At 38.2% G+C, this 19527-nt stretch carries 17 protein-coding genes; 7 read left to right on the top strand and 10 right to left on the bottom strand.

Annotated elements, in window-relative coordinates:
* The 4 genes from ACNKXV_RS00810 to ACNKXV_RS00795 form a co-directional block, all read right to left on the bottom strand.
* Window positions 1–1203 (bottom strand): porin (locus tag ACNKXV_RS00810; protein WP_417905800.1); only part of this gene is annotated, 1203 nt, incomplete at its 3' end.
* 236 nt (window positions 1204–1439) lie between these two features.
* Window positions 1440–2705, bottom strand: a complete 1266-nt coding sequence (locus ACNKXV_RS00805; protein WP_417905799.1) for an Nramp family divalent metal transporter — start codon at window positions 2703–2705, stop codon at window positions 1440–1442.
* 73 nt (window positions 2706–2778) lie between these two features.
* Window positions 2779–3003 (bottom strand): alpha/beta hydrolase, encoded by a 225-nt coding sequence (locus ACNKXV_RS00800; protein WP_417905798.1) that lies wholly within the window; start codon window positions 3001–3003, stop codon window positions 2779–2781.
* Between the two features lie 32 nt (window positions 3004–3035).
* Window positions 3036–3413 (bottom strand): alpha/beta hydrolase, encoded by a 378-nt coding sequence (locus ACNKXV_RS00795; protein WP_417905797.1) that lies wholly within the window; start codon window positions 3411–3413, stop codon window positions 3036–3038.
* A gap of 48 nt (window positions 3414–3461) precedes the next feature.
* Here ACNKXV_RS00795 and ACNKXV_RS00790 point away from each other — a divergent pair, with 48 nt between their 5' ends.
* The 5 genes from ACNKXV_RS00790 (at window position 3462) to ACNKXV_RS00770 (ending at window position 8167) form a co-directional block, all read left to right on the top strand.
* On the top strand, window positions 3462–3881 hold the full coding sequence (locus ACNKXV_RS00790) for a PaaI family thioesterase (RefSeq protein ID WP_417906332.1): 420 nt from the start codon (window positions 3462–3464) through the stop codon (window positions 3879–3881).
* Window positions 3881–5029 (top strand): chorismate-binding protein, encoded by a 1149-nt coding sequence (locus ACNKXV_RS00785; RefSeq protein ID WP_417905796.1) that lies wholly within the window; start codon window positions 3881–3883, stop codon window positions 5027–5029. Before ACNKXV_RS00790 ends, ACNKXV_RS00785 begins: the two co-directional genes overlap by 1 nt.
* A 50-nt stretch (window positions 5030–5079) precedes the next feature.
* Complete coding sequence (gene menD, locus ACNKXV_RS00780; protein WP_417905795.1) at window positions 5080–6813, top strand: 2-succinyl-5-enolpyruvyl-6-hydroxy-3-cyclohexene-1-carboxylic-acid synthase; 1734 nt, start codon at window positions 5080–5082, stop codon at window positions 6811–6813.
* 69 nt (window positions 6814–6882) lie between these two features.
* Window positions 6883–7227, top strand: coding sequence for a DUF2853 family protein (locus ACNKXV_RS00775; protein WP_417905794.1), 345 nt, complete (start codon window positions 6883–6885; stop codon window positions 7225–7227).
* A gap of 100 nt (window positions 7228–7327) precedes the next feature.
* Window positions 7328–8167, top strand: coding sequence for a CvfB family protein (locus tag ACNKXV_RS00770; RefSeq protein WP_417905793.1), 840 nt, complete (start codon window positions 7328–7330; stop codon window positions 8165–8167).
* Here the strand turns inward: ACNKXV_RS00770 and ACNKXV_RS00765 are convergent.
* The gene (locus tag ACNKXV_RS00765; RefSeq protein ID WP_417905792.1) at window positions 8164–8616 is read right to left on the bottom strand and encodes a hypothetical protein; all 453 of its coding nucleotides are present in this window, start codon (window positions 8614–8616) and stop codon (window positions 8164–8166) included. The two genes, ACNKXV_RS00770 and ACNKXV_RS00765, sit on opposite strands and share 4 nt — an antisense overlap.
* Window positions 8617–8770: 154 nt before the next feature.
* Here ACNKXV_RS00765 and ACNKXV_RS00760 point away from each other — a divergent pair, with 154 nt between their 5' ends.
* Both ACNKXV_RS00760 and ACNKXV_RS00755 read left to right on the top strand, forming a co-directional pair.
* On the top strand, window positions 8771–9178 hold the full coding sequence (locus ACNKXV_RS00760) for a DUF2059 domain-containing protein (protein ID WP_417905791.1): 408 nt from the start codon (window positions 8771–8773) through the stop codon (window positions 9176–9178).
* 105 nt (window positions 9179–9283) lie between these two features.
* Entirely contained in the window at window positions 9284–10123 is an 840-nt protein-coding gene (locus ACNKXV_RS00755; protein ID WP_417905790.1) for a 1,4-dihydroxy-2-naphthoyl-CoA synthase, read from the top strand.
* Here ACNKXV_RS00755 and ACNKXV_RS00750 read toward each other — a convergent pair.
* From ACNKXV_RS00750 to uvrA, 5 genes are all read right to left on the bottom strand, one after another.
* On the bottom strand, window positions 10120–11013 hold the full coding sequence (locus ACNKXV_RS00750; protein ID WP_417905789.1) for an alpha/beta fold hydrolase: 894 nt from the start codon (window positions 11011–11013) through the stop codon (window positions 10120–10122). The genes ACNKXV_RS00755 and ACNKXV_RS00750 overlap by 4 nt on opposite strands.
* Before the next feature lie 131 nt (window positions 11014–11144).
* Window positions 11145–13544: an alpha-ketoacid dehydrogenase subunit alpha/beta gene (locus ACNKXV_RS00745; RefSeq protein WP_417905788.1), complete on the bottom strand. Its 2400-nt coding sequence runs from the start codon at window positions 13542–13544 to the stop codon at window positions 11145–11147.
* A 193-nt stretch (window positions 13545–13737) separates the two neighbouring features.
* The gene (locus ACNKXV_RS00740) at window positions 13738–16545 is read right to left on the bottom strand and encodes a metalloprotease (RefSeq protein ID WP_417905787.1); all 2808 of its coding nucleotides are present in this window, start codon (window positions 16543–16545) and stop codon (window positions 13738–13740) included.
* A 77-nt stretch (window positions 16546–16622) separates the two neighbouring features.
* Entirely contained in the window at window positions 16623–17312 is a 690-nt protein-coding gene (locus ACNKXV_RS00735) for an LOG family protein (RefSeq protein ID WP_417905786.1), read from the bottom strand.
* 10 nt (window positions 17313–17322) lie between these two features.
* Window positions 17323–19527 (bottom strand): excinuclease ABC subunit UvrA (gene uvrA / locus ACNKXV_RS00730; protein WP_417905785.1); only part of this gene is annotated, 2205 nt, incomplete at its 5' end.

The raw sequence follows: 19527 nt of genomic DNA, 5'->3' as shown, positions 1-19527 counted from the left end.
AAAGTGAATATCTACCTGTAATCTGTACATCAGGCTATTGTCCATGTTATCTGAAAAATCATTCCAACTAACATCTGTTTGAACTTTTAGCTTATGTCCAACGATGTATTTCGAAAGTCCAAGAGTATACTGGTTATGAACTCCCTCTCCGGTAATATTTTCATCAAGGTCTATGGTTGTATATCTTCCAACAACTTCGTAGTTGTTTTTGAAAAGATACCCAGCTTGCATATTGAAACCATTTCCAACCTCTACAACATCTCCGGTACGGGTTCCATCAGAATTTCTTGCGATTGGTGCATCGGCAGATCTGTCGGCATATTCTGCCATTGCTGAAAAGCCTTTGTACTTGAACATTGCATCAACAAAGAAAGTTTCGATATCTGTTTCATAGAATCCAAGGTCATTTTCCATGTAAGAGCCAGAATTAGATTCAGACTTCACTGCATTTCCATTATGGCTATAAGCAGCACCTATGGCAAGTTTTGGAGTTTGTTCTCTCTCAAGGTCGGCACCGGAATAAGCCTTAAAATCTCCAAAAGGATAAACTTCAGCTCTCGCAGTAAAATGGTGACCACCAATATTTCCTCTGGTCACGTTTCTTCCTTCTCCCTGAGTGAAAGCAACAGATTCCTTGATTAAAATATCATTTCCAAGGTCGATACTGTGGTGAAGCTGAACTCCCATTTCACGGTCAACATTAAACACGCTGTTTACAAGGGATCTGTCTACGGTTTGCATGTTTCCGGAAGAGATAATTCGCTCTCTGTTCCCAGGAAGTTTAGTTTGACCAACCCATAGATCGAAGTTTTCATAAAAATTCCACTTTATTACCGCGTCAAGAATATAGCGAGGCGCATCATGTGTATATACTGAAGCTCCAGAAATATCGCGGTTGGAAAGACCCAGCTCCATTTTATATCTCAATTTTGGAGAATAGGCAAAACCTTCAAATTTTAAACGTGCTCTTCTAATAAGGAAATTCGATTCCCCGTTTCCAATATTTTCGTTACCCGGGAAATCCCAGTCACTGGTAAAAAGTGATTGAAATCTTGCAGCAAATTTTAAGCTGTAAGAACTATCTTTTGCTACAACGTTTACTAGTCCTTTCCCGAATGTGTTTTCGGTGATTTCCTGTGCGTTTGCACTAAAAACGGTTACTGTAAGAAAAGCAACCACTAATTGCCATTTAAATAATTTCATTACCTGTTTGTTTTTTGTCTCTGCAAATAACCAACTCTAATGTTACCCCAATGTTAAGTGCAGGTTATTCTTAAATAAAATAAGGAGGAAATAATAATGGATGCGATCTGTATTTAGAGCCTATAGGCAGGAAGGAGAATCTGGAACATCTCGTCGTATAGATATCGTCAAATATCCAGAATTATAACGAAGTAGAGATATTTTTAAAATTAAATAATTGTTACTAATTCAATGGGTTAAAGAATATTGAAAATAGAAAGCAGGTAAGCAACATTAAAGATCATCAGGATAAATAAACATATTAGGCTGAATATTCGGTAAGGTTTGCCGGGCCTGTCTGCTTGTTTCATATGATCACCGGTTACAAGTTTATAATTAAACCAGGCTATTATAGGCGCCGATAGAAAAGATAAGGCGGTTGCAAAATCTACAAGTACTGTAAAGGATGCTGTGAAAAAATACAGGATTAATAAAGAGAGCGCAGGAATTAGAAATATATGAAACCGGTAAATTTTCCATTTGGAGGCAATTTTTTTTGTTGCCTTGTTTTCCATAAAAAGCTCTGAGATTACCCGTGGAAAAGCATCTGTTACCGCCAGAGTTGTGGAGAACATAGCTATTAAAGCTGCCACGGCGATAAGAGGTTTACTCCAGCTACCCAACGATGAGCCATAGAGGTCGATAAGTTGTGCAGAGAAGGCTACGGCATTCCCCGAAAATTCGGTTCCGCTTCCAAACATGATCAAAACCCCCATTAAAAAGAAAAGCAACCCTATTATGGCCGCTGCGAAATAGCCAATATTAAAATCGGTAAAAGCTTCTTTAATACTGGTTCTTTTTTTGTTCTCAAGACCCTTTTCTTTGGTCCAGAAGGAGTGCCAAACCGATGCGTCAAGAGGAATGGGCATCCAACCCATAAACGAGATAATAAATGCAATCCCTGCTTTATTCCAGATCTCCGGGATCTCCTGTGAGAGGGCGTTTTCCATTCTACCGTCGCCAAAAGCCAGAAAAACTGCAGTTAGTGTTGCAAGACCCAATAGGCTTACAATGATTTTCATTGTTTTGTCCAGGGCCGGATACTTTCCTATTAATAATAGGGCAATGCAAATTCCTAATATCACAAAGCTCCAGGTAAAGATGGACCAACCCATTTGAAATAGTTTTTCACTCAGCCCGGCTGTAACTATGGTAACAGCTGCCTGTATAATGAACATGCTTCCAACGGTAATTAAGGAGAAGAGTCTGTAAGGTATTTTTCCAAGTTTTCTGTAACCTGTTACCAGATGATCACCGGTTCCGGCGGCGTATCTGGGACCAAATTCAAGAAAAGGATATTTGGTAATACAAGCCAGAATGAGTACCCAAAGCAAGATAAAACCATAATCGGCTCCAGCACGGGTGGCCTGTACCAAATGCGAAACACCTATGGCAGCTCCTGCAAGGAGAAATCCCGGGCCTATGGTTTTTAAAAATGATCTAAATGAAGATTTTTTCTTCATACAAGCTGGTAGCTATTTGTAATTTATAATTGGATCCTAAAATAAATATACTCTTCAATTCGAATAGAAATGTCTAGGCAAAATTTGAAATTATTTCCTTTTTAACTTCGTGGCCTCCTTTAAAAGAAATGATCTCCAGATTTTCCGGGAATAAATGCTTAAGTCGGTTTTTCTCCTGTTCAATGATCCCAGGTTTCAGGTATTGGTCTTCAGTTCCATAAATAAAAGAAAATTTTGTGTCCTTCAAAAACTGAAAATCTTCAGCAGTTAATTCACCGGGTAATTTACCGGAATGCATGATACAATGATTACATTTAATTTGCCTCCGGGCTATGAATCTTGCAGCAATAGAAACCCTTGTGAATATCCAAGAATATTCAGGTTGGGAGCTTCGGCTAAATTCTCAACTTTATAGACTGCATCAAGGTAATTAAGCACATTTTCAATCTCCATATCAAGATTTTCTTTGGTAAGCCATGATGCACCCACATGCCTGTATTCACCATTAAGATAATACTTGGACTGGGCCTGAGGTGCGATAATATAATTCTCTTCGGGATCCAGATGTTTAAAGTATTTCAAAAAATACCGGCTAAGATATCCTATGCCATGAAAAACCAGCCATACCGTTTTGGTGCGGGATGTTTTTTCATTTAAGGTAGAATAGGTGTTATAAATAGTATAAGAAAGCTTTTTCTCATTGCTCATGGTTATTTGCTGTTTTGTACTTTTACAAAGAAACCAATCTTTTCAATGATGACGAAGGAAGAATTGCTTCAGCTTTCTAAAAAAATATGTAAAAATACTCTGATGGAAACTCTGGAAATTGAGTTCACCGAGGTAGGAGAGGATTATCTCATTGCTAAAATGCCGGTTAATTCCAGAGTGCATCAACCTGATGGGGTATTGCACGGTGGTGCCAGCGTTGCATTGGCAGAAAGTGTGGGGAGCCTGGCCAGCTATATTTTTCTGGATGCCGAAAAATTTATGGTTAGAGGTATAGAAATTTCAGCAAATCATTTAAAAAGTATAAGGGAAGGCTGGGTGTATGCCAAAGCTTCCTTCATTCATAAAGGCAGAACTACTCAACTTCTTGAAATAAGAATCACAGATGAAGCCGAAAATCTTATTTCTCTTGTAAAATTAACCACATTGTCTCTCCCAAAAGCTAAATAATGAAGAGTTCAGTAGAAATATTTGAGGAGTTAAAAACACAGCTGAATAATAAATTACCCTTTGTGGTTTACAAAAAACCGGGAGAGTCTTTTTCTAAAGCAATAGTTCAGAATGATTCTCAAAATTTTGAGGCAAATTTAACCGAAGCTGAAGGCTTTATTTTTGCACCTTTTGATTCGAAGGATACCGCTTACCTTATCCCGGCTGCACATTCTGATGTCAAAGAGTTCAGGACAGAAGTTCGGGAAGAAGATAATAAGGAAGCCAATATTCCCGATGAGTTCCTTGACTTTGAATTCCGGGAAACCGATCAAAAAGAACATGAGATCCTGGTTCAAAAAGGTATTGACGCAATAAAGACCGGAGACTTAAAAAAGGTAGTGCTGGCCCGTAGCGAGGAGGTAAGTGTGCACGATCCAGATCCTTTCAGGATTTATAAAAATTTGATTCAAAAATACCCTCAGGCTTTTGTTTATTTATGGTTTCATCCCGAAACCGGAATCTGGATGGGCGCCACTCCGGAAAGGCTCATCCGTACTGAAAGGACAAAGTTTAAAACCATGGCGCTCGCCGGAACTCAGGTTGATAAAGGTTCTGCTGAAGTTGAATGGAGACAGAAAGAGATTGAGGAGCAATTATTTGTTACTGACTATATTCTGGAATCCCTGGAAAAAAAGGAAGAAGTGAAAACCATCACAGCCGGTAAACCATTTACCTCCAAAGCTGGGAAATTGCTGCACATTTGCACTGAAATTACCGGAAGTATGAATACTCCGGGCGACCTTAAAGGTATCATAGAAGCCTTACATCCAACCCCCGCGGTTTGCGGACTGCCCCGGGAACAAGCCTTTAATTTTATAAAGTCCCATGAAAAATTCCAGCGGGAATATTATACCGGTTATTTGGGGGAGATTAATTATAAAACAGAGGTTAAAAGAAATTCTAACCGAAGGAATCAGGAGAATCAACAATTTGGAGCAATATCGAAAAGATCTGATCTTTTTGTAAATCTCCGTTGTATGAAATTGGTAAATGGAAAAGCCCGCATTTTTGTGGGAGGTGGAATTACCAAAGATTCTAATGCAGCAGAAGAATGGATGGAAACGGTCAATAAATCACAAATAATGAAATCTGTCCTTGTTAAATAAGCTCGAAAAGAACTAAGAAAATTGCCTGTAAATTGTAATTTTGAGCTTGTATGAAGTATTCTAAAATTCCTGTAGCCCGCTCTGTTGTGGCCTTATGTGTAGCCAAAGATATTAAGCATGTGGTAATTTCTCCTGGTTCCAGGAATGCCCCCTTAACAATTGGCTTTACTCATCACGACGATATCACGCCGTACAGCATTGTAGATGAAAGATGTGCCGCATTTTTTGCACTTGGTCTCGCTCAACAGTTAAATAAGCCTGTTGCTTTGGTTTGTACTTCCGGTTCAGCCTTACTAAATTATTATCCGGCTATCGCCGAAGCTTTTTACAGCGATATTCCATTAGTTGTTATTTCGGCAGATAGGCCCGTGGAACGTATCGATATTGGTGATGGCCAAACGATACGTCAAAAGAACGTGTTTGAAAACCATATTCTATATTCGGCAAACCTTTACTCAGAACTGGTTCTGGAAAAGGAATCTGATGATGTCAAGCTTCAGCAAAAACAATTCGAGGCCAGAAAACATAATGAGCGTGAGGTTAACCTGGCTTTGAACAAGGCAATTGAGGAAAAAGGTCCGGTGCATATCAATGTTCCTTTCTATGAGCCTTTATATGATACAGTAGAGAATATTAAAGTTGATCCTCTGCAGATATTTCCTGAAATTAAAGAACGGAATTATACTAAAAATCAGCTAAGTCTTTACGCGGAAGAATGGAACAGGGCGAAGAGAAAAATGATCATTGTAGGAGTGGCTCAACCAAACACTATCGAGCAGGAATTTCTGGAAAAATTAGCCGAAGATCCCAGCGTTATTGTTTTAACCGAAACTACTTCAAATATTCATCAGGAGGAATTTTTTACTCGGATTGATACTTTAATTGGTCCTATTGAAAAAGATGAGAATAGAGCTGAATTATTTAAAAAACTCCAGCCGGACATTCTATTGACCTTTGGAGGAATGATCGTTTCCAAAAAGATCAAGAGTTTCCTTAGAAATTATAACCCTGTTCATCACTGGCATGTTGATTCCAAAAAAGCTTACAATACCTTCTTTTGCTTAAATAAACATTTTGAGACAGATGTAAATTCATTCTTCACTAATTTCCTTCCATTAACCCAAAGTATTGAGAGTAATTACGGTACATACTGGAAAGAAGTAAAGAACAGGAGGCAGGAAAGGCACGAGGATTATATGGATGAAATTCAATATTCAGATCTTAAGGCCATGCAATTGATAGTTCCTGAGGTTCCGCACCATAGCATTGTACATTTTGCAAATAGCTCCACAATTCGCTACGCCCAGCTGTTTGAGTGGGACCATAGTTTAAAGATTTTTTGTAATCGTGGGACCAGTGGAATTGATGGAAGTGTGTCTACCGCTGTTGGGGCCGCGGTTGCTTCAAAAGATCCTGTTTTGCTTATAACCGGAGATCTTAGTTTCTTTTATGACAGTAATGCGCTGTGGAATAATCATATCCCGAAAAATTTCAGGATCATTGTTTTGAATAACAGTGGAGGAGGTATCTTCAGAATTCTTCCGGGAAATAAAGATTCAGAGAATTTTGAAAAATATTTTGAAACTGTACATGATCTGCAAGCAAAACCTGTTTGTGAGCTTTACGGGATTGAGTATTTAAAGGCTGCTTCAGAAAATGAGATCAAAGAAAATCTCTCTGGATTTTTTGAAGAAAGCAACGCGCCTAAGCTGCTGGAAATTTTTACTCCGCGCAAAATCAACGATGAAGTATTACTGGAATATTTCAATTTTATAAAATCTTAAACATTAGGGTATAACTTATTTTACCGATAATCGTTATATTACAGCAACTAACAACTTAAAATATCGATTATGAGTAAACTTGATGAAAAGGTTGGTCAATACCTGGATGACCTGAAATCTAAAATTGGAGAAGATAACCCGGATGTGGATCTTTTGCGTAAGATCGCCACTTCCATGGGGCCCAGTATTTATAATGCTGATGCTGAAACGGTTTCTTCATCCAGTAAATCTGAAGTTGAAACTGTAAAGAAAAACTTCGTGATGAAAAAACTTGGGATCAGTGATGAAGGGAAAGCAGATGACGCGATCAATCAGGTTTTTGATAAGTATGGAAGATCTAACCGTAACAAATACCGGGTGGTAATGTACTACTTGCTTACCAAACATTTTGGAAAAGAAAGTCTTTACAAATAACCCATTATTTTTTATTACTAATCCGTTTGTATGATAAATGTACAAACGGATTTTTTTGTTGTAGGATAAGCTTATCTTTGTAGGCTAAAAAATTTACTATATGATCCAGTTAGGAGAATTTCATGATTTAATAATTATTCGAGAGAGTGAGCACGGGATTTACCTCGAAAATGATGAGGGAGATGAAGTCCTTTTACCTAATAAATATGTGCCGGAAACCTGGATGGTACACGATAAGATAAAAGTCTTTGTTTATCTGGATCATGAAGAGCGACCTGTGGCAACAACCTTAACTCCAAAGATCAAATTGGATCAATTTGGAAAACTTATGTGTGTTGAGGTTAGTAAATTTGGAGCTTTTTTAGACTGGGGATTGGAGAAACATCTTTTTGTTCCTTTTAAAGAACAGGTGATCCCTATGCAAAAAGGCCAGGAATACCTTGTTTTCTGTTATTTAGACCTGGAAACCCAAAGGCTTGCAGCATCTTCAAAAGTACACGCTTTTCTGGACAATAGCGAATTAACCGTAGAACCATTTGAGGAAGTTGATTTGCTAATTAGCAACGAAACAGATCTTGGTTTTAACGCGATAATTAATCAACTTCACTTAGGCTTGATCTACCATGACGAGGTCTTTAAAAAACTTAAGATCGGAGATTCAGTTAAAGGTTTCATTAAAAAGATTAGGGAAGATAACAAGATCGACCTAATGCTGCAAAGACCGGGTTATAGAAGCATTGAACCTAATGCTCAGAAAATCCTGGATAAACTGGAGGCTTCCGGCGGATTTATAGATCTTACAGATAAATCCAATCCTGATGATATCAAGAACCGCCTTCAAATGAGTAAAAAAAGCTTTAAGAAAGCTATTGGTAATCTTTATAAGAACAGGCAGATCGAAATCAAGGAAGACGGGATCGTACTTAAGGAAGAAGCTTAATAATTGTAATTATAAGGACTGGAATATCTTCTTGTGCCATAACCACGCTGTATATAATTATTTAAAAATGGATTATAGAAATAAGGATTGGCGAAAACATCGTCCTTATCTCTTGAGCTTACATTTCCAGTTACCTGAAGCACCTTTTTTTCTCTCTTTTGTTGAGGTAAAGGAGATCCCAGATCGACTTCCATTTTTATTTTATTCCGGTTAGATTTATTAATCACGGCCAGCATATCAACTTCATCTTTTTGAAATTGATCCTTTAAATGCAGAAAAGATCCATCAGGAAGGTTAAAGGAAGAGGGTGCCTGCCAGTTAAAACTAAACTCCCTCCAGGTATTTTCTATCCCGCGATTTCCAATTTCAAAATCCTCCTTATTCCAGTATTCCTGCGCAGTAAGGCCTGAGCTTAGAAAAAGTAGAACAAGTAAAAACCGGATATTCATAATTTTATTTTTAAAAACTATATCAAAAACAGTGCAAACTAAATCTTTTAGGCTCAAAGAAATAAGAATAATTTGAGAAAATTATTAAAGCATCCTGATCCCGATTGAACTTATTGGTTTATTTTCACCTCAAATTATACATTCTTAATTAATTATGAAAAAAATACTTTTAACCCTTAGTATTGCCTTTTTAAGCTTTAACTCATTTTCACAGGAAGCAATGTCTGCTGAAGAGAAGAAGGCTATTAAACTAATCGAGCTAACTTCCGGACAGCAGTTTGAAATAATGACAGAACCGATTGTGAATATGGTTGCTGAAGATAAAAGAGAAGCATTTAAAAAAGAACTGGCAGAAAGTACTAAAGGACTTTATAAGAAAATGGCAGTGATTTACACTGAAAGTTTTACTGAAGCTGAATTAGATAAAATCCTTGCTTTCTATGCAACTCCGGTAGGAGAGAAGATGGTAGAGCTTACTCCTGAAATCACCAGAAAAGGAATGGAAATAGGTCAGGCCTGGGGAATGGAACTTCAGCCACTTATGGCAAAATATATGAATTAAGATCTCTCTTAATTATAGAAGCCTGTTACTTTAGTAGCAGGCTTTTTTATTTCCTTTTCTGAAATGAAGGGAAAAGCTTTATTTTTACTTTCAAAATATAAAATCATGTCAAATATCGACTGGAAAACAGTAAAAGAATACGAAGACATTACTTATAAAAAAGCCAATGGTGTCGCCAGGATTGCTTTTAACCGCCCTGATGTAAGAAATGCTTTCAGGCCTAAAACAACATCTGAGCTTTTAAATGCCTTTCAGGATGCGCATGAAGATACTTCCATTGGAGTAGTTTTATTATCTGCTGAAGGTCCATCCACTAAAGATGGAAAATGGGCATTTTGCAGTGGTGGAGACCAGAAGGCCAGAGGTCACCAGGGCTATGTGGGTGAAGATGGATATCATCGCCTAAATATCCTTGAAGTACAACGTCTTATCAGGTTTATGCCAAAAGCAGTGATTTGTGTGGTTCCCGGATGGGCTGTAGGTGGAGGTCACAGTTTACATGTGGTTTGCGATCTTACCTTAGCAAGTAAGGAACATGCTATTTTTAAGCAAACAGATGCAGATGTTACAAGTTTTGACGCAGGTTACGGTTCAGCCTACCTTGCAAAGATGGTAGGGCAGAAGAAGGCCCGTGAAATATTCTTTTTAGGAAGAAACTACTCCGCTCAGGAAGCTTATGAAATGGGTATGGTGAATGCGGTGATCCCCCATGACGAATTAGAGGATACAGCCTATGAATGGGCTCAGGAAATACTGGCAAAATCACCAACTTCAATTAAAATGCTGAAGTTTGCGATGAACCTAACCGATGATGGAATGGTGGGACAGCAGGTTTTTGCAGGTGAAGCTACGAGGCTTGCTTATATGACAGATGAAGCCAAAGAAGGACGGAATGCCTTTCTGGAAAAAAGAAAACCTAATTTTGAAAAAAAATGGATCCCTTAGGATCCATTTTTCTTTTGAGAGAATTCGTAAATTTTTTCTGCGATCTCATCCGGTACTTCTTCCTGAAGAAGATGTTTGGAATCCAGTAAATGAATTTCTTCCACATCTGTTAATTCCATTAACTCCCTTTTAAAATGTTCAAAGGTTAAAGCAGGATCATCTTCTCCCCATACGGCCTGGATTGGATAGGGGACGTTATTCAATGCACGGAAACATAGTTTCTGAAAGCTTTCGGTTTGATTAAAGTTTCGCATAATTTTTAGAAAAGCCTTTCCATTATCTTCGCTTTTTAAAAGGTCCACGTAAGCTTTTATATCTTCAGAAGGAATAAGTTTTGCGGAATTAACCCCCATTTGGCTAAACATTACCGGCCAGGTTTGGTGGGTAATGCTTTTGAGTTCAGCTTCTCCAAGGATCTTCTTTTCAAAAGGTCTCATCACCAGTGGTTTCTTAAAATGCTGAATATCGATCATGGTATTTAAGATCGTCAACGAAAGAATATTCTCCTTGTTTTCTGCAGCCAAAGCAAAGCCTATGGGGCCGCCAATATCATGAACAACCAGATGATATTTTTCAATATTTAATTCTTGAAGGGTTCTCTTTAGGTGACGGGCAAAATTATAAAAGTCATAATCAAAATTTTCCGGCCGGTCAGACAAACCAAGCCCGGGAAGATCTATGGAGATACCACGCATCCCTCTTTGCTCAAGTGACTTAAGTACTTTCCTGTATAGAAATGAAGATGTGGGTACCCCGTGAATACAAATAACTGTTTCTCCTTTTCCCCGGTCCAGGTAAAACGTCCTTATCCCATCTACATCCAAATATTTACCCGAAGCTTCATGGGTTTTTATAACCTCCTCCACTTTGGTTTCCACATATTTATCCATTGCGTTTAGTTTATTTCTAATTTACGAATTAATAAAGGTAGAAACTGTTCAGGATTCTTAAGGTCTGGTTAAAGGAAGCATAAAAAAAGCCATGCGTTGTGCATGGCTTTAAAATATTATCCAGTTTATAATTATCTCAATTTTGGATACTTATTAGGGTTGGTTTCATGCATAATTCCATAAACCTTTTCGAAGATATCTTCAGCAGAAGGTTTGGAGAAATAATCCCCATCTGTTCCATAAGCCGGTCTATGTTCTTTGGCAGTAAGAGTTTGAGGCTTACTGTCCAGATAACGGTATGCATTCTGTTCCTCCAGGATCTTTTGCAAAATATACGCCGAAGCTCCACCGGGAACATCTTCGTCTATTACAAGCAATCTATTGGTCTTTTGCACACTTTTTACAATGTCATGGTTCCTGTCAAATGGAAGCAGGGATTGCACGTCTATAACTTCAGCCGAAATGTCGACTTCCATAAGTTGTTTGGCAACTTCTTCTACAATTCTTAAAGTTGAACCATAAGAAACCAGAGTAATATCAGTTCCTTCAGTCAAAGTTTCAGTAACCCCTATAGGAGTTTTAAATTCTCCAAGATTTTCCGGTAACTTTTCTTTCAATCTGTATCCATTAAGACATTCGATCACAAGAGCAGGGGTGTCAAGTTCCAGTAAGTGGTTATAGAATCCTGCAGCCTTGGTCATATTACGGGGAACAAGAACATACATCCCGCGTAATAGATTCAACAGGCCACCCATTTGTGAGCCACTATGCCATATCCCTTCCAGACGGTGACCTCGTGTTCTAACTATTAGCGGTGCCTTTTGCTTTCCTTTGGTACGATAATGTAGAGTGGCAAGATCATCTGTCATTCCCTGCAGGCAATACATCACATAATCCAGATACTGGATCTCTGCGATTGGTCTTAAACCTCGCATGGCCATTCCAATTCCCTGACCTAAAATGGTAGCTTCTCGAATTCCCGCATCAGAAACTCTGAATTCACCAAACTTCTTTTGCAGACCTTCCAGTCCCTGATTCACATCACCAATTTCTCCGGCATCTTCACCAAAAATCAAAGTGTTTGGATGATTGCTGAAAATCGTATCAAAATTGTCTCTTAAAACAATTCGAGCATCAACTTCTTCAGTTTCGTCACTATAAGCCGGTAAAACTTCAGTCGAAATTTCTTCCTTCTTATACAGGTAAGAACTGTAATCATCAGCACAAGCTTCCACGAAATTATTCAACCACGTAATAAGATTTTCCTTGGCAGAGGAATCTTCGCCAATAAGATATCTTAAACTTTGTCTTGCAGCAGTAACCAGATCCTTTTTTAGAGGCTCTCTATTTTCTGAAACTTCTTTGCGCAGTGTTTTTATAAAGTTGGCATTGGAGCTTTGTGATTCTACTTCCTGTAGAATAGCCACAAGTTCCTTTTGCTTTTTTAATGTCGGCTTTAGATAAGCTGTCCAGGCATTATGTTTAGCACCTCTTATTTCTTTCTTGATTTCCTTCTCAAGTGTTTCAAGCTCATCTGAAGTAGCGAAATTATTTTCAATAATCCACTTCCTAAACTGTAGGTTACAATCATGTTCCTTCTCCCAGGCTAATCTTTCTTCAGATTTATAACGCTCGTGCGATCCGGAAGTAGAGTGCCCCTGCGGTTGGGTAAGTTCAATAACATGAATAAGTACAGGGCAGTGTTCATTTCTTGCAATTTGCGATGCTTTTTCATAAGCATCTACAAGTGCAGGATAGTCCCAGCCTTTTACAACAATGATCTCGTAACCATCGTTTTCTTCATCACGTTGAAATCCTTTTAGGATCTCAGATATATTTTCTTTGGTGGTCTGATGTCTTGCGTGAACAGAGATACCATATTCATCATCCCAGACGCTCATTACCATAGGAACCTGTAAAACACCGGCGGCATTTATCGTTTCCCAAAAATGACCTTCACTGGTACTGGCATTTCCAATGGTTCCCCAGGCTACCTCATTACCCTTATCGCTAAATTTAGCTGCAGGAATACCGTCAACATTTCTGTAAATTTTGGAAGCCTGAGCCAATCCCAATAATCTTGGCATTTGACCGGCTGTGGGAGAAATATCTGAACTGGAGTTCTTTTGCTCCATTAAATTTTTCCATTCTCCATTCTCATCCAGACTGTGGGTCATAAAATGCCCACCCATTTGTCTCCCGGCAGACATTGGCTCGTTTTCTATATTGGAATCTGCATACAGACCCGCAAAAAATTGTTCCGGAGTTAATTCATTGATCGCCATCATAAAGGTTTGATCGCGGTAATAACCGGATCTAAAATCACCATTCTTGAAGGCTTTTGCCATTGCCAGCTGGGGTACTTCCTTACCATCTCCAAATATCCCGAACTTCGCCTTCCCGGTAAGTACTTCTCTTCTTCCTAAAAGACTACATTCCCTGCTGGTTACAGCAGTACGATAGTCTTCAAGTACCTGAGATTTGAATTCATCAAATGAAATTGAATTTTCAGTTTGTGTTTCGCTTTGCATGAACATTATTTTGAATGGTAACAAATGTAACGAAAACTATCTTTAAATACAATTCAAATTATTTGAGTAAAAATGATAATAATATAATTATAACGTTCTTTTGTTAATTATTTCAAAATTAACCACCTATAAAGTTGTCATTCGTTGATAATATCGAAATTAGAAGGTGCTTCCGGGAAAGATATTTTAATGCTTAATACCAGCGTCTTGTAAAGAGACTAACAAGAGTGTTTAAATCAAGGGCAACGATGAATCTAATACGCTGATCATAGTCTGGTTCGCCAATTTCCCAACCAAGATTAGAATAAACAGGGAAGAAAACTTCGAAATAATCCTGGACAAGGCTCACTCTAATTCCAGAATCATAGAGAAGCTTGCCGTTCACACCTTTGTTTTTCACTACTCCTACATCTCCATAGGCATAGATCCATTTCCAGATATTAGTACTGGCATTTACGGTAGTTAGCCATTCATTGGCGTATTCCGGCTGAAGCTGAGATTTGAAACCACCTTCAGCAACTATGATTTGCTGGCTGAATAGTCCGCTTCCCTGACTTCGTCCATAGTATTTATAATCGAAAAGATAATCTGTTGGCCTATCCAGCGCGAAACTGAAGTAATCATTGGAGATGGCATCGTTATACAGGAAGGTTCCTCCAAAGAATCGAAGATTTACCTGCCGGTTATTGGTAAAGAGCTTGCGATATTCGGCTGTAACAGAAACTTTGCTGAACTTATCTGATAGTTGATAATCAAAAGAAGCCGATAAATGCTTTAAAAAGTTTGGATTGCTGTACCTGTAGTTAACGTTGAGAATATTATAATCTGGTTGGAGCAGGGGAGCCTCCGGATTTTGATCCCGGTTAACATTTACATTACGAATTACCAGTCTTTGATTCTCGTTACTTCTTAAATAAGAATTCCTGAATGCAAATACTAAAAACGGACTGAATTTTTCATAAAACAAATTATACCCATAAGAAAATCGCGATCCACCAATCCCATAATAGATAAGGAAAAGGTCTTTATTCTCAAACTGGTGAGAATTATAAAATGATGCCGACCCTACCAGAGTCTCGCTGGTAAATCCATATTTTGGGGAAATGGAATAATTAAAGGTCCTGTTAAGGATCGTTTTATTATACAATTTTGGACCAATCGAAATTCCATCATACAGGTTATAATCGAATTCTGGCATAAAGAAGATCTGGCTGTATCGCGGATCTTCCACATCCTGAAATAATCTGAATTGGATGGGTTTATCCAACAGTTTGGTAACTCCCTCGTAATTATTTCTCTGATTGAATTCCGGAATGTTTCCTTCATAATTAAGGGCCAGTCGCTGAATATCTTTTCTTGGGATAATAACGGTCTTGGTGTCTTTAACCTTTTCTACCCAGGTTTTATAAATTGGTTCGCCATCTTTTAGTCCATAAAGGCTAATAGGCATGTCGTTATTCCGAAGGTTTTTAATAAATACTTTTAAGGAATCCCCATCTTTTTTGACACCATCAATTCTAAAATCGATCTTTTTATTTGTCCCTACGTAATCCTTATAGAACCAGGAAATATCCTTTTTTGAATTCTTTTCCAGGACATTAATGAAATCTTTATCTGTTACCGGTTTATGGCTGTAATTCTTATAAAATTCTTCTATAGATGTCTGAACGGTCTCGTCTCCAAGAAACTCTTCCAGATATTTGATTCCAACTCCCGCTTTATAGGCATTGGCGATATTTTTATTGAATTTAACCAAAGAATCCTGGCTGGTTACCAGAGACTGATCAATATTCATCCGTGCCACATTCATATACAGGAACTGGTACTGATCGTTAAATTCCAGATCGGCCAAATGGAACCATCTAATCCCAATAATGTCGCTCAGGTTGCCTATTAATTTCATATTTGGATAATATGTATCTACATAATCGATAAGCAGCGAGACAAGAATCGCATCATTTACCCATTTCTCCGTTCGCGGGTTAAGAAATAGTGTATTCTCCAGATAATTACTGGTGATGGTTTTAAACAGCTTTAAATCATACTGAAACCCGTCAGGGAAAGGTCTCAAAAAACCGGGTAGCTGATTAAGTCCATAAATTGGACTTTCCAGATAATCTTCCTGGGTTACAAAAATGTTTTTATTAGGGTAAGAACCTAATCTTTCATGAAGGAAACCAACTGCGCGATCCAGAAGCTTGTATTTCATTTCCTTCTGAATATCCTCATCTTTAATATTGGTGATAACTTGATTGGAATTTGCGCTAATAGATTCAAAAATGAATGATTTGGTGAGATAGATTTTACTTTCTACCCTGTTTTCACCGGAAAAATGGATGGTTTTAAAACCTTTTCTCGTAACAGTTCTATTTAGGTCCAATGCAGATGCAGCATAAAACTCTGTAGGGAGATCAAGGTTTATTTTTATGGAATAAGGCTTTACAAATTGGGAACCTATATTCTTATGACTGTATAATTTCCAGCCATTATCCAGCGGAGCCGGTACAATGTACCAATAGCGGAGTTTATAATTACCTTCATCGTCCACCCCATACCGGGTGAATTTATCATCGGGAATTTTAACCTCGTAGCTAAGATCCAGGGTAATGGAATCGCCGGGAGCTAATGGCTTCTCAAGCACCACTCTAAGCAGGTCGGCCACATCGCCAGGCCGGTCCCACACAAGCTTCTCATTATTGGATGAAATCTTATGAATATTGGTATATCCCCGCTCTTCAATTTTGGCAAAATGAAAACGCCGGGCATAATCTTCGGCAAATCGTTTTGCCAAAGGAGAAGTTTTTGAACTAAAAGCATTATTCCAATCGTTGAGATATATACTTACAAGTTCTCTTTGTTCAGTATTAACAAAGGTTATTTTCTGCTCAATTTTAAGGGTGTGTAGACTATCAATTAATTGAGCATTTACCTCCAGGGAATTCTGTGCAGAAGCCCATACAGGTAAAAAAAAGAATAACAGGAAAAACTGAAGGTATTTCAATTTGGTATTAAGTTTAGACCGATGTGGAATCAGGGCTAAATATAAACAAAGTTTAATACCTTCAGCTGTAGCGTTAACTAGAAATTAGGACTAAGATTGTATTCATCATAGAAATGATCCAGAATTTCGATCACTTCGTCTTCAGTATCCACAACCTGCACCAAATCTATATCTGCGGCACTAATGTTTTCAAAGGTATCCAGCAAGGTAGATTTGATCCAATCTACAAGACCACCCCAGAATTCAGAACCAACTAGAATAATTGGAAACTTGTCAATTTTATGGGTCTGGATAAGAGTAATTGCCTCAAACAATTCGTCAAGAGTACCAAAACCCCCCGGCATTACAACAAATCCCTGAGAATATTTCACGAACATTACCTTTCTAACGAAGAAGTAATCAAAATCAAGACTCTTATCGTTATCGATATAAGGGTTATCGTGTTGTTCAAATGGAAGTTCAATATTTAAACCTACAGAGGTTCCACCTGCAAGATGAGCACCTTTATTACCGGCCTCCATAATCCCCGGACCACCACCCGTAATAACTCCATAACCATGATCTACGATCTTCTTGGCAACTTTTTCAGCAAGTTTATAATATTTCATGTCAGGCTTTGTTCTAGCCGATCCAAATATGGATACACAAGGACCAATCTGGCTTAATTTCTCGTAGCCATTTACAAATTCCCCCATTATTTTAAATATCGCCCAGGAATCGTTTGTTTTAATTTCGTTCCAGGCCTTATTGGCATTATGTGTTTTCATCTTAATTAGATTAGTTCAATTCCTTCTTGAGGAATCGGGCTGTATAACTTTTTTTATTTTTAATAATTTCTTCCGGAGTTCCTGTGGCGACAACCTTTCCACCTCCTTTTCCGCCTTCGTATCCAATGTCAATAATATGGTCAGCCATTTTGATTACATCCATATTATGTTCAATGATGAGGACGGTATTTCCTTTATTGGTTAGCGTGTTTAATACATCCATTAACACTCTAATATCTTCAAAGTGCAACCCTGTGGTTGGCTCGTCTAATATATAGAAAGTATTTCCGGTATCACGCTTTGATAATTCAGTTGCAAGTTTTATTCTCTGCGCTTCTCCTCCTGAAAGCGTTGTAGATTGCTGACCCAGACTGATATAGCCCAATCCAACATCCTGAATAGTTTTTAATTTTCTGTAAATTTTTGGAATATTTTCAAAGAAGGGAGTAGCTTCATTAATAGTCATTTCCAAAATATCTGAAATAGATTTCCCTTTATATCGAATTTCAAGAGTCTCCCGGTTAAACCGTTTTCCCTGGCAGGTTTCACATTCTACATAAACATCTGGCAGGAAGTTCATCTCTATTACTCTTAATCCTCCACCTTTACAGGTTTCACATCTCCCGCCTTTTACGTTAAAGCTGAATCTTCCCGGTTTATATCCGCGAATAAGAGATTCCGGTGTTTTAGCGAACAAATTTCTTATTTCTGAAAACACCCCTGTATAAGTAGCAGGGTTGGAGCGGGGAGTCCTTCCAATAGGACTTTGATTTATATCAATAACTTTATCGATGTGATCCAGTCCTTTTATGGATTTGTATGGCTGAGGCTTTTTTACGCCATTAAAGTAATGCGCGTTCATAATAGGGTAGAGGGTCTCATTGATCAAAGTGGATTTTCCACTTCCTGAAACCCCGGTAACTGCGATCATTTTACCTAATGGTATCTTGATGTTTACCTTTTTAAGGTTGTTTCCTTCTGCACCCTTTAGTTCAATAAAATTCCCATTACCCGCGCGTCGTTTTTCAGGAATTTCTATTTTCTTTTTACCACTTAAATACTGGGCAGTGAGGGTTTCGTGCTGCATTAGCTCTGCAGGAGTCCCTTCACTAATTATCTCACCTCCATGTTTCCCGGCGTGAGGTCCAATATCGATAACATGATCTGCACGTTCGATCATATCTTTATCATGTTCTACAACGATCACCGTATTCCCTATATCCCGTAAGGAAATCAGGGAATTTATAAGCTTCTCATTATCCCGCTGATGAAGACCTATACTTGGTTCGTCAAGAATATATAGAACACCTACCAGTTGTGATCCAATTTGAGTAGCAAGTCTTATTCTCTGCGCCTCACCACCTGAAAGTGACTTTGAACTGCGATTTAAATTAAGATAGGTAAGTCCTACGTCCAGGAGAAACTTTAATCTAGCCCGAATTTCCTTAATAACTTCTTCAGCTATCTTCAGTTGTTTTTCAGAAAGTTCTTTCTCGATATTATCGAACCACTCATAAAGATCTGTAATATCCATATGGGCCAGTTCAGAAATATTCTTTCCATTTATCCTGAAGTATAGCGCTTCTTTTTTTAATCTGGATCCCTCGCATTCCGGGCAGATCACCTGATCCATATATTCTTTTGCCCAGCGCCTTAATGAAGTTGAATCATTATTCTTATAAGTGGCTTCAATGAAATTGGCCACTCCTTCAAAATCTATTTTAAAATCTCTGGTTATTCCAAGGGAACTTGATTCTCTGGAAAATTTCTCTTTCCCTCCGTAGAGGATCATATCAAGTGCTTCTTTGGGAATGTCGCTAATTGGATCGTTAAGACTGAAGTTAAATCTTTCCGAAATTAATTCCAGCTGAGAAAAGACCCAGTTCTTCTTTTGTGGCCCGTGAGGTTCAAGCCCTCCGCTTTTTATAGATTTCTTAGGATCCGGAATTATTTTGCTGATATTTACCTGATGCAGACTTCCAATTCCGTTACACTTGGGACATGCTCCTTTGGGGGAATTAAAGGAAAAACTGTTTGGTTCGGGACTTGGATAACTAATTCCGGTAGTAGGACACATTAGGTTTCTACTAAAATACCGCACTTCACCGCTTTCCTGGTCCAGAATCATTAGGCTGTCTTCCCCATGATACATGGCCGTTTTGATACTGTCGTCCAAACGTTTGTCTGAATCCGGCTTGTCTTCGATCTTTAACCG

The organism is Christiangramia aquimixticola, from assembly GCF_048285835.1.
GTDB lineage: Bacteria > Bacteroidota > Bacteroidia > Flavobacteriales > Flavobacteriaceae > Christiangramia > Christiangramia aquimixticola.
The sequence above is the reverse complement of the archived record's forward strand: the minus strand, read 5'-3'. Positions and strand labels throughout refer to the sequence as shown.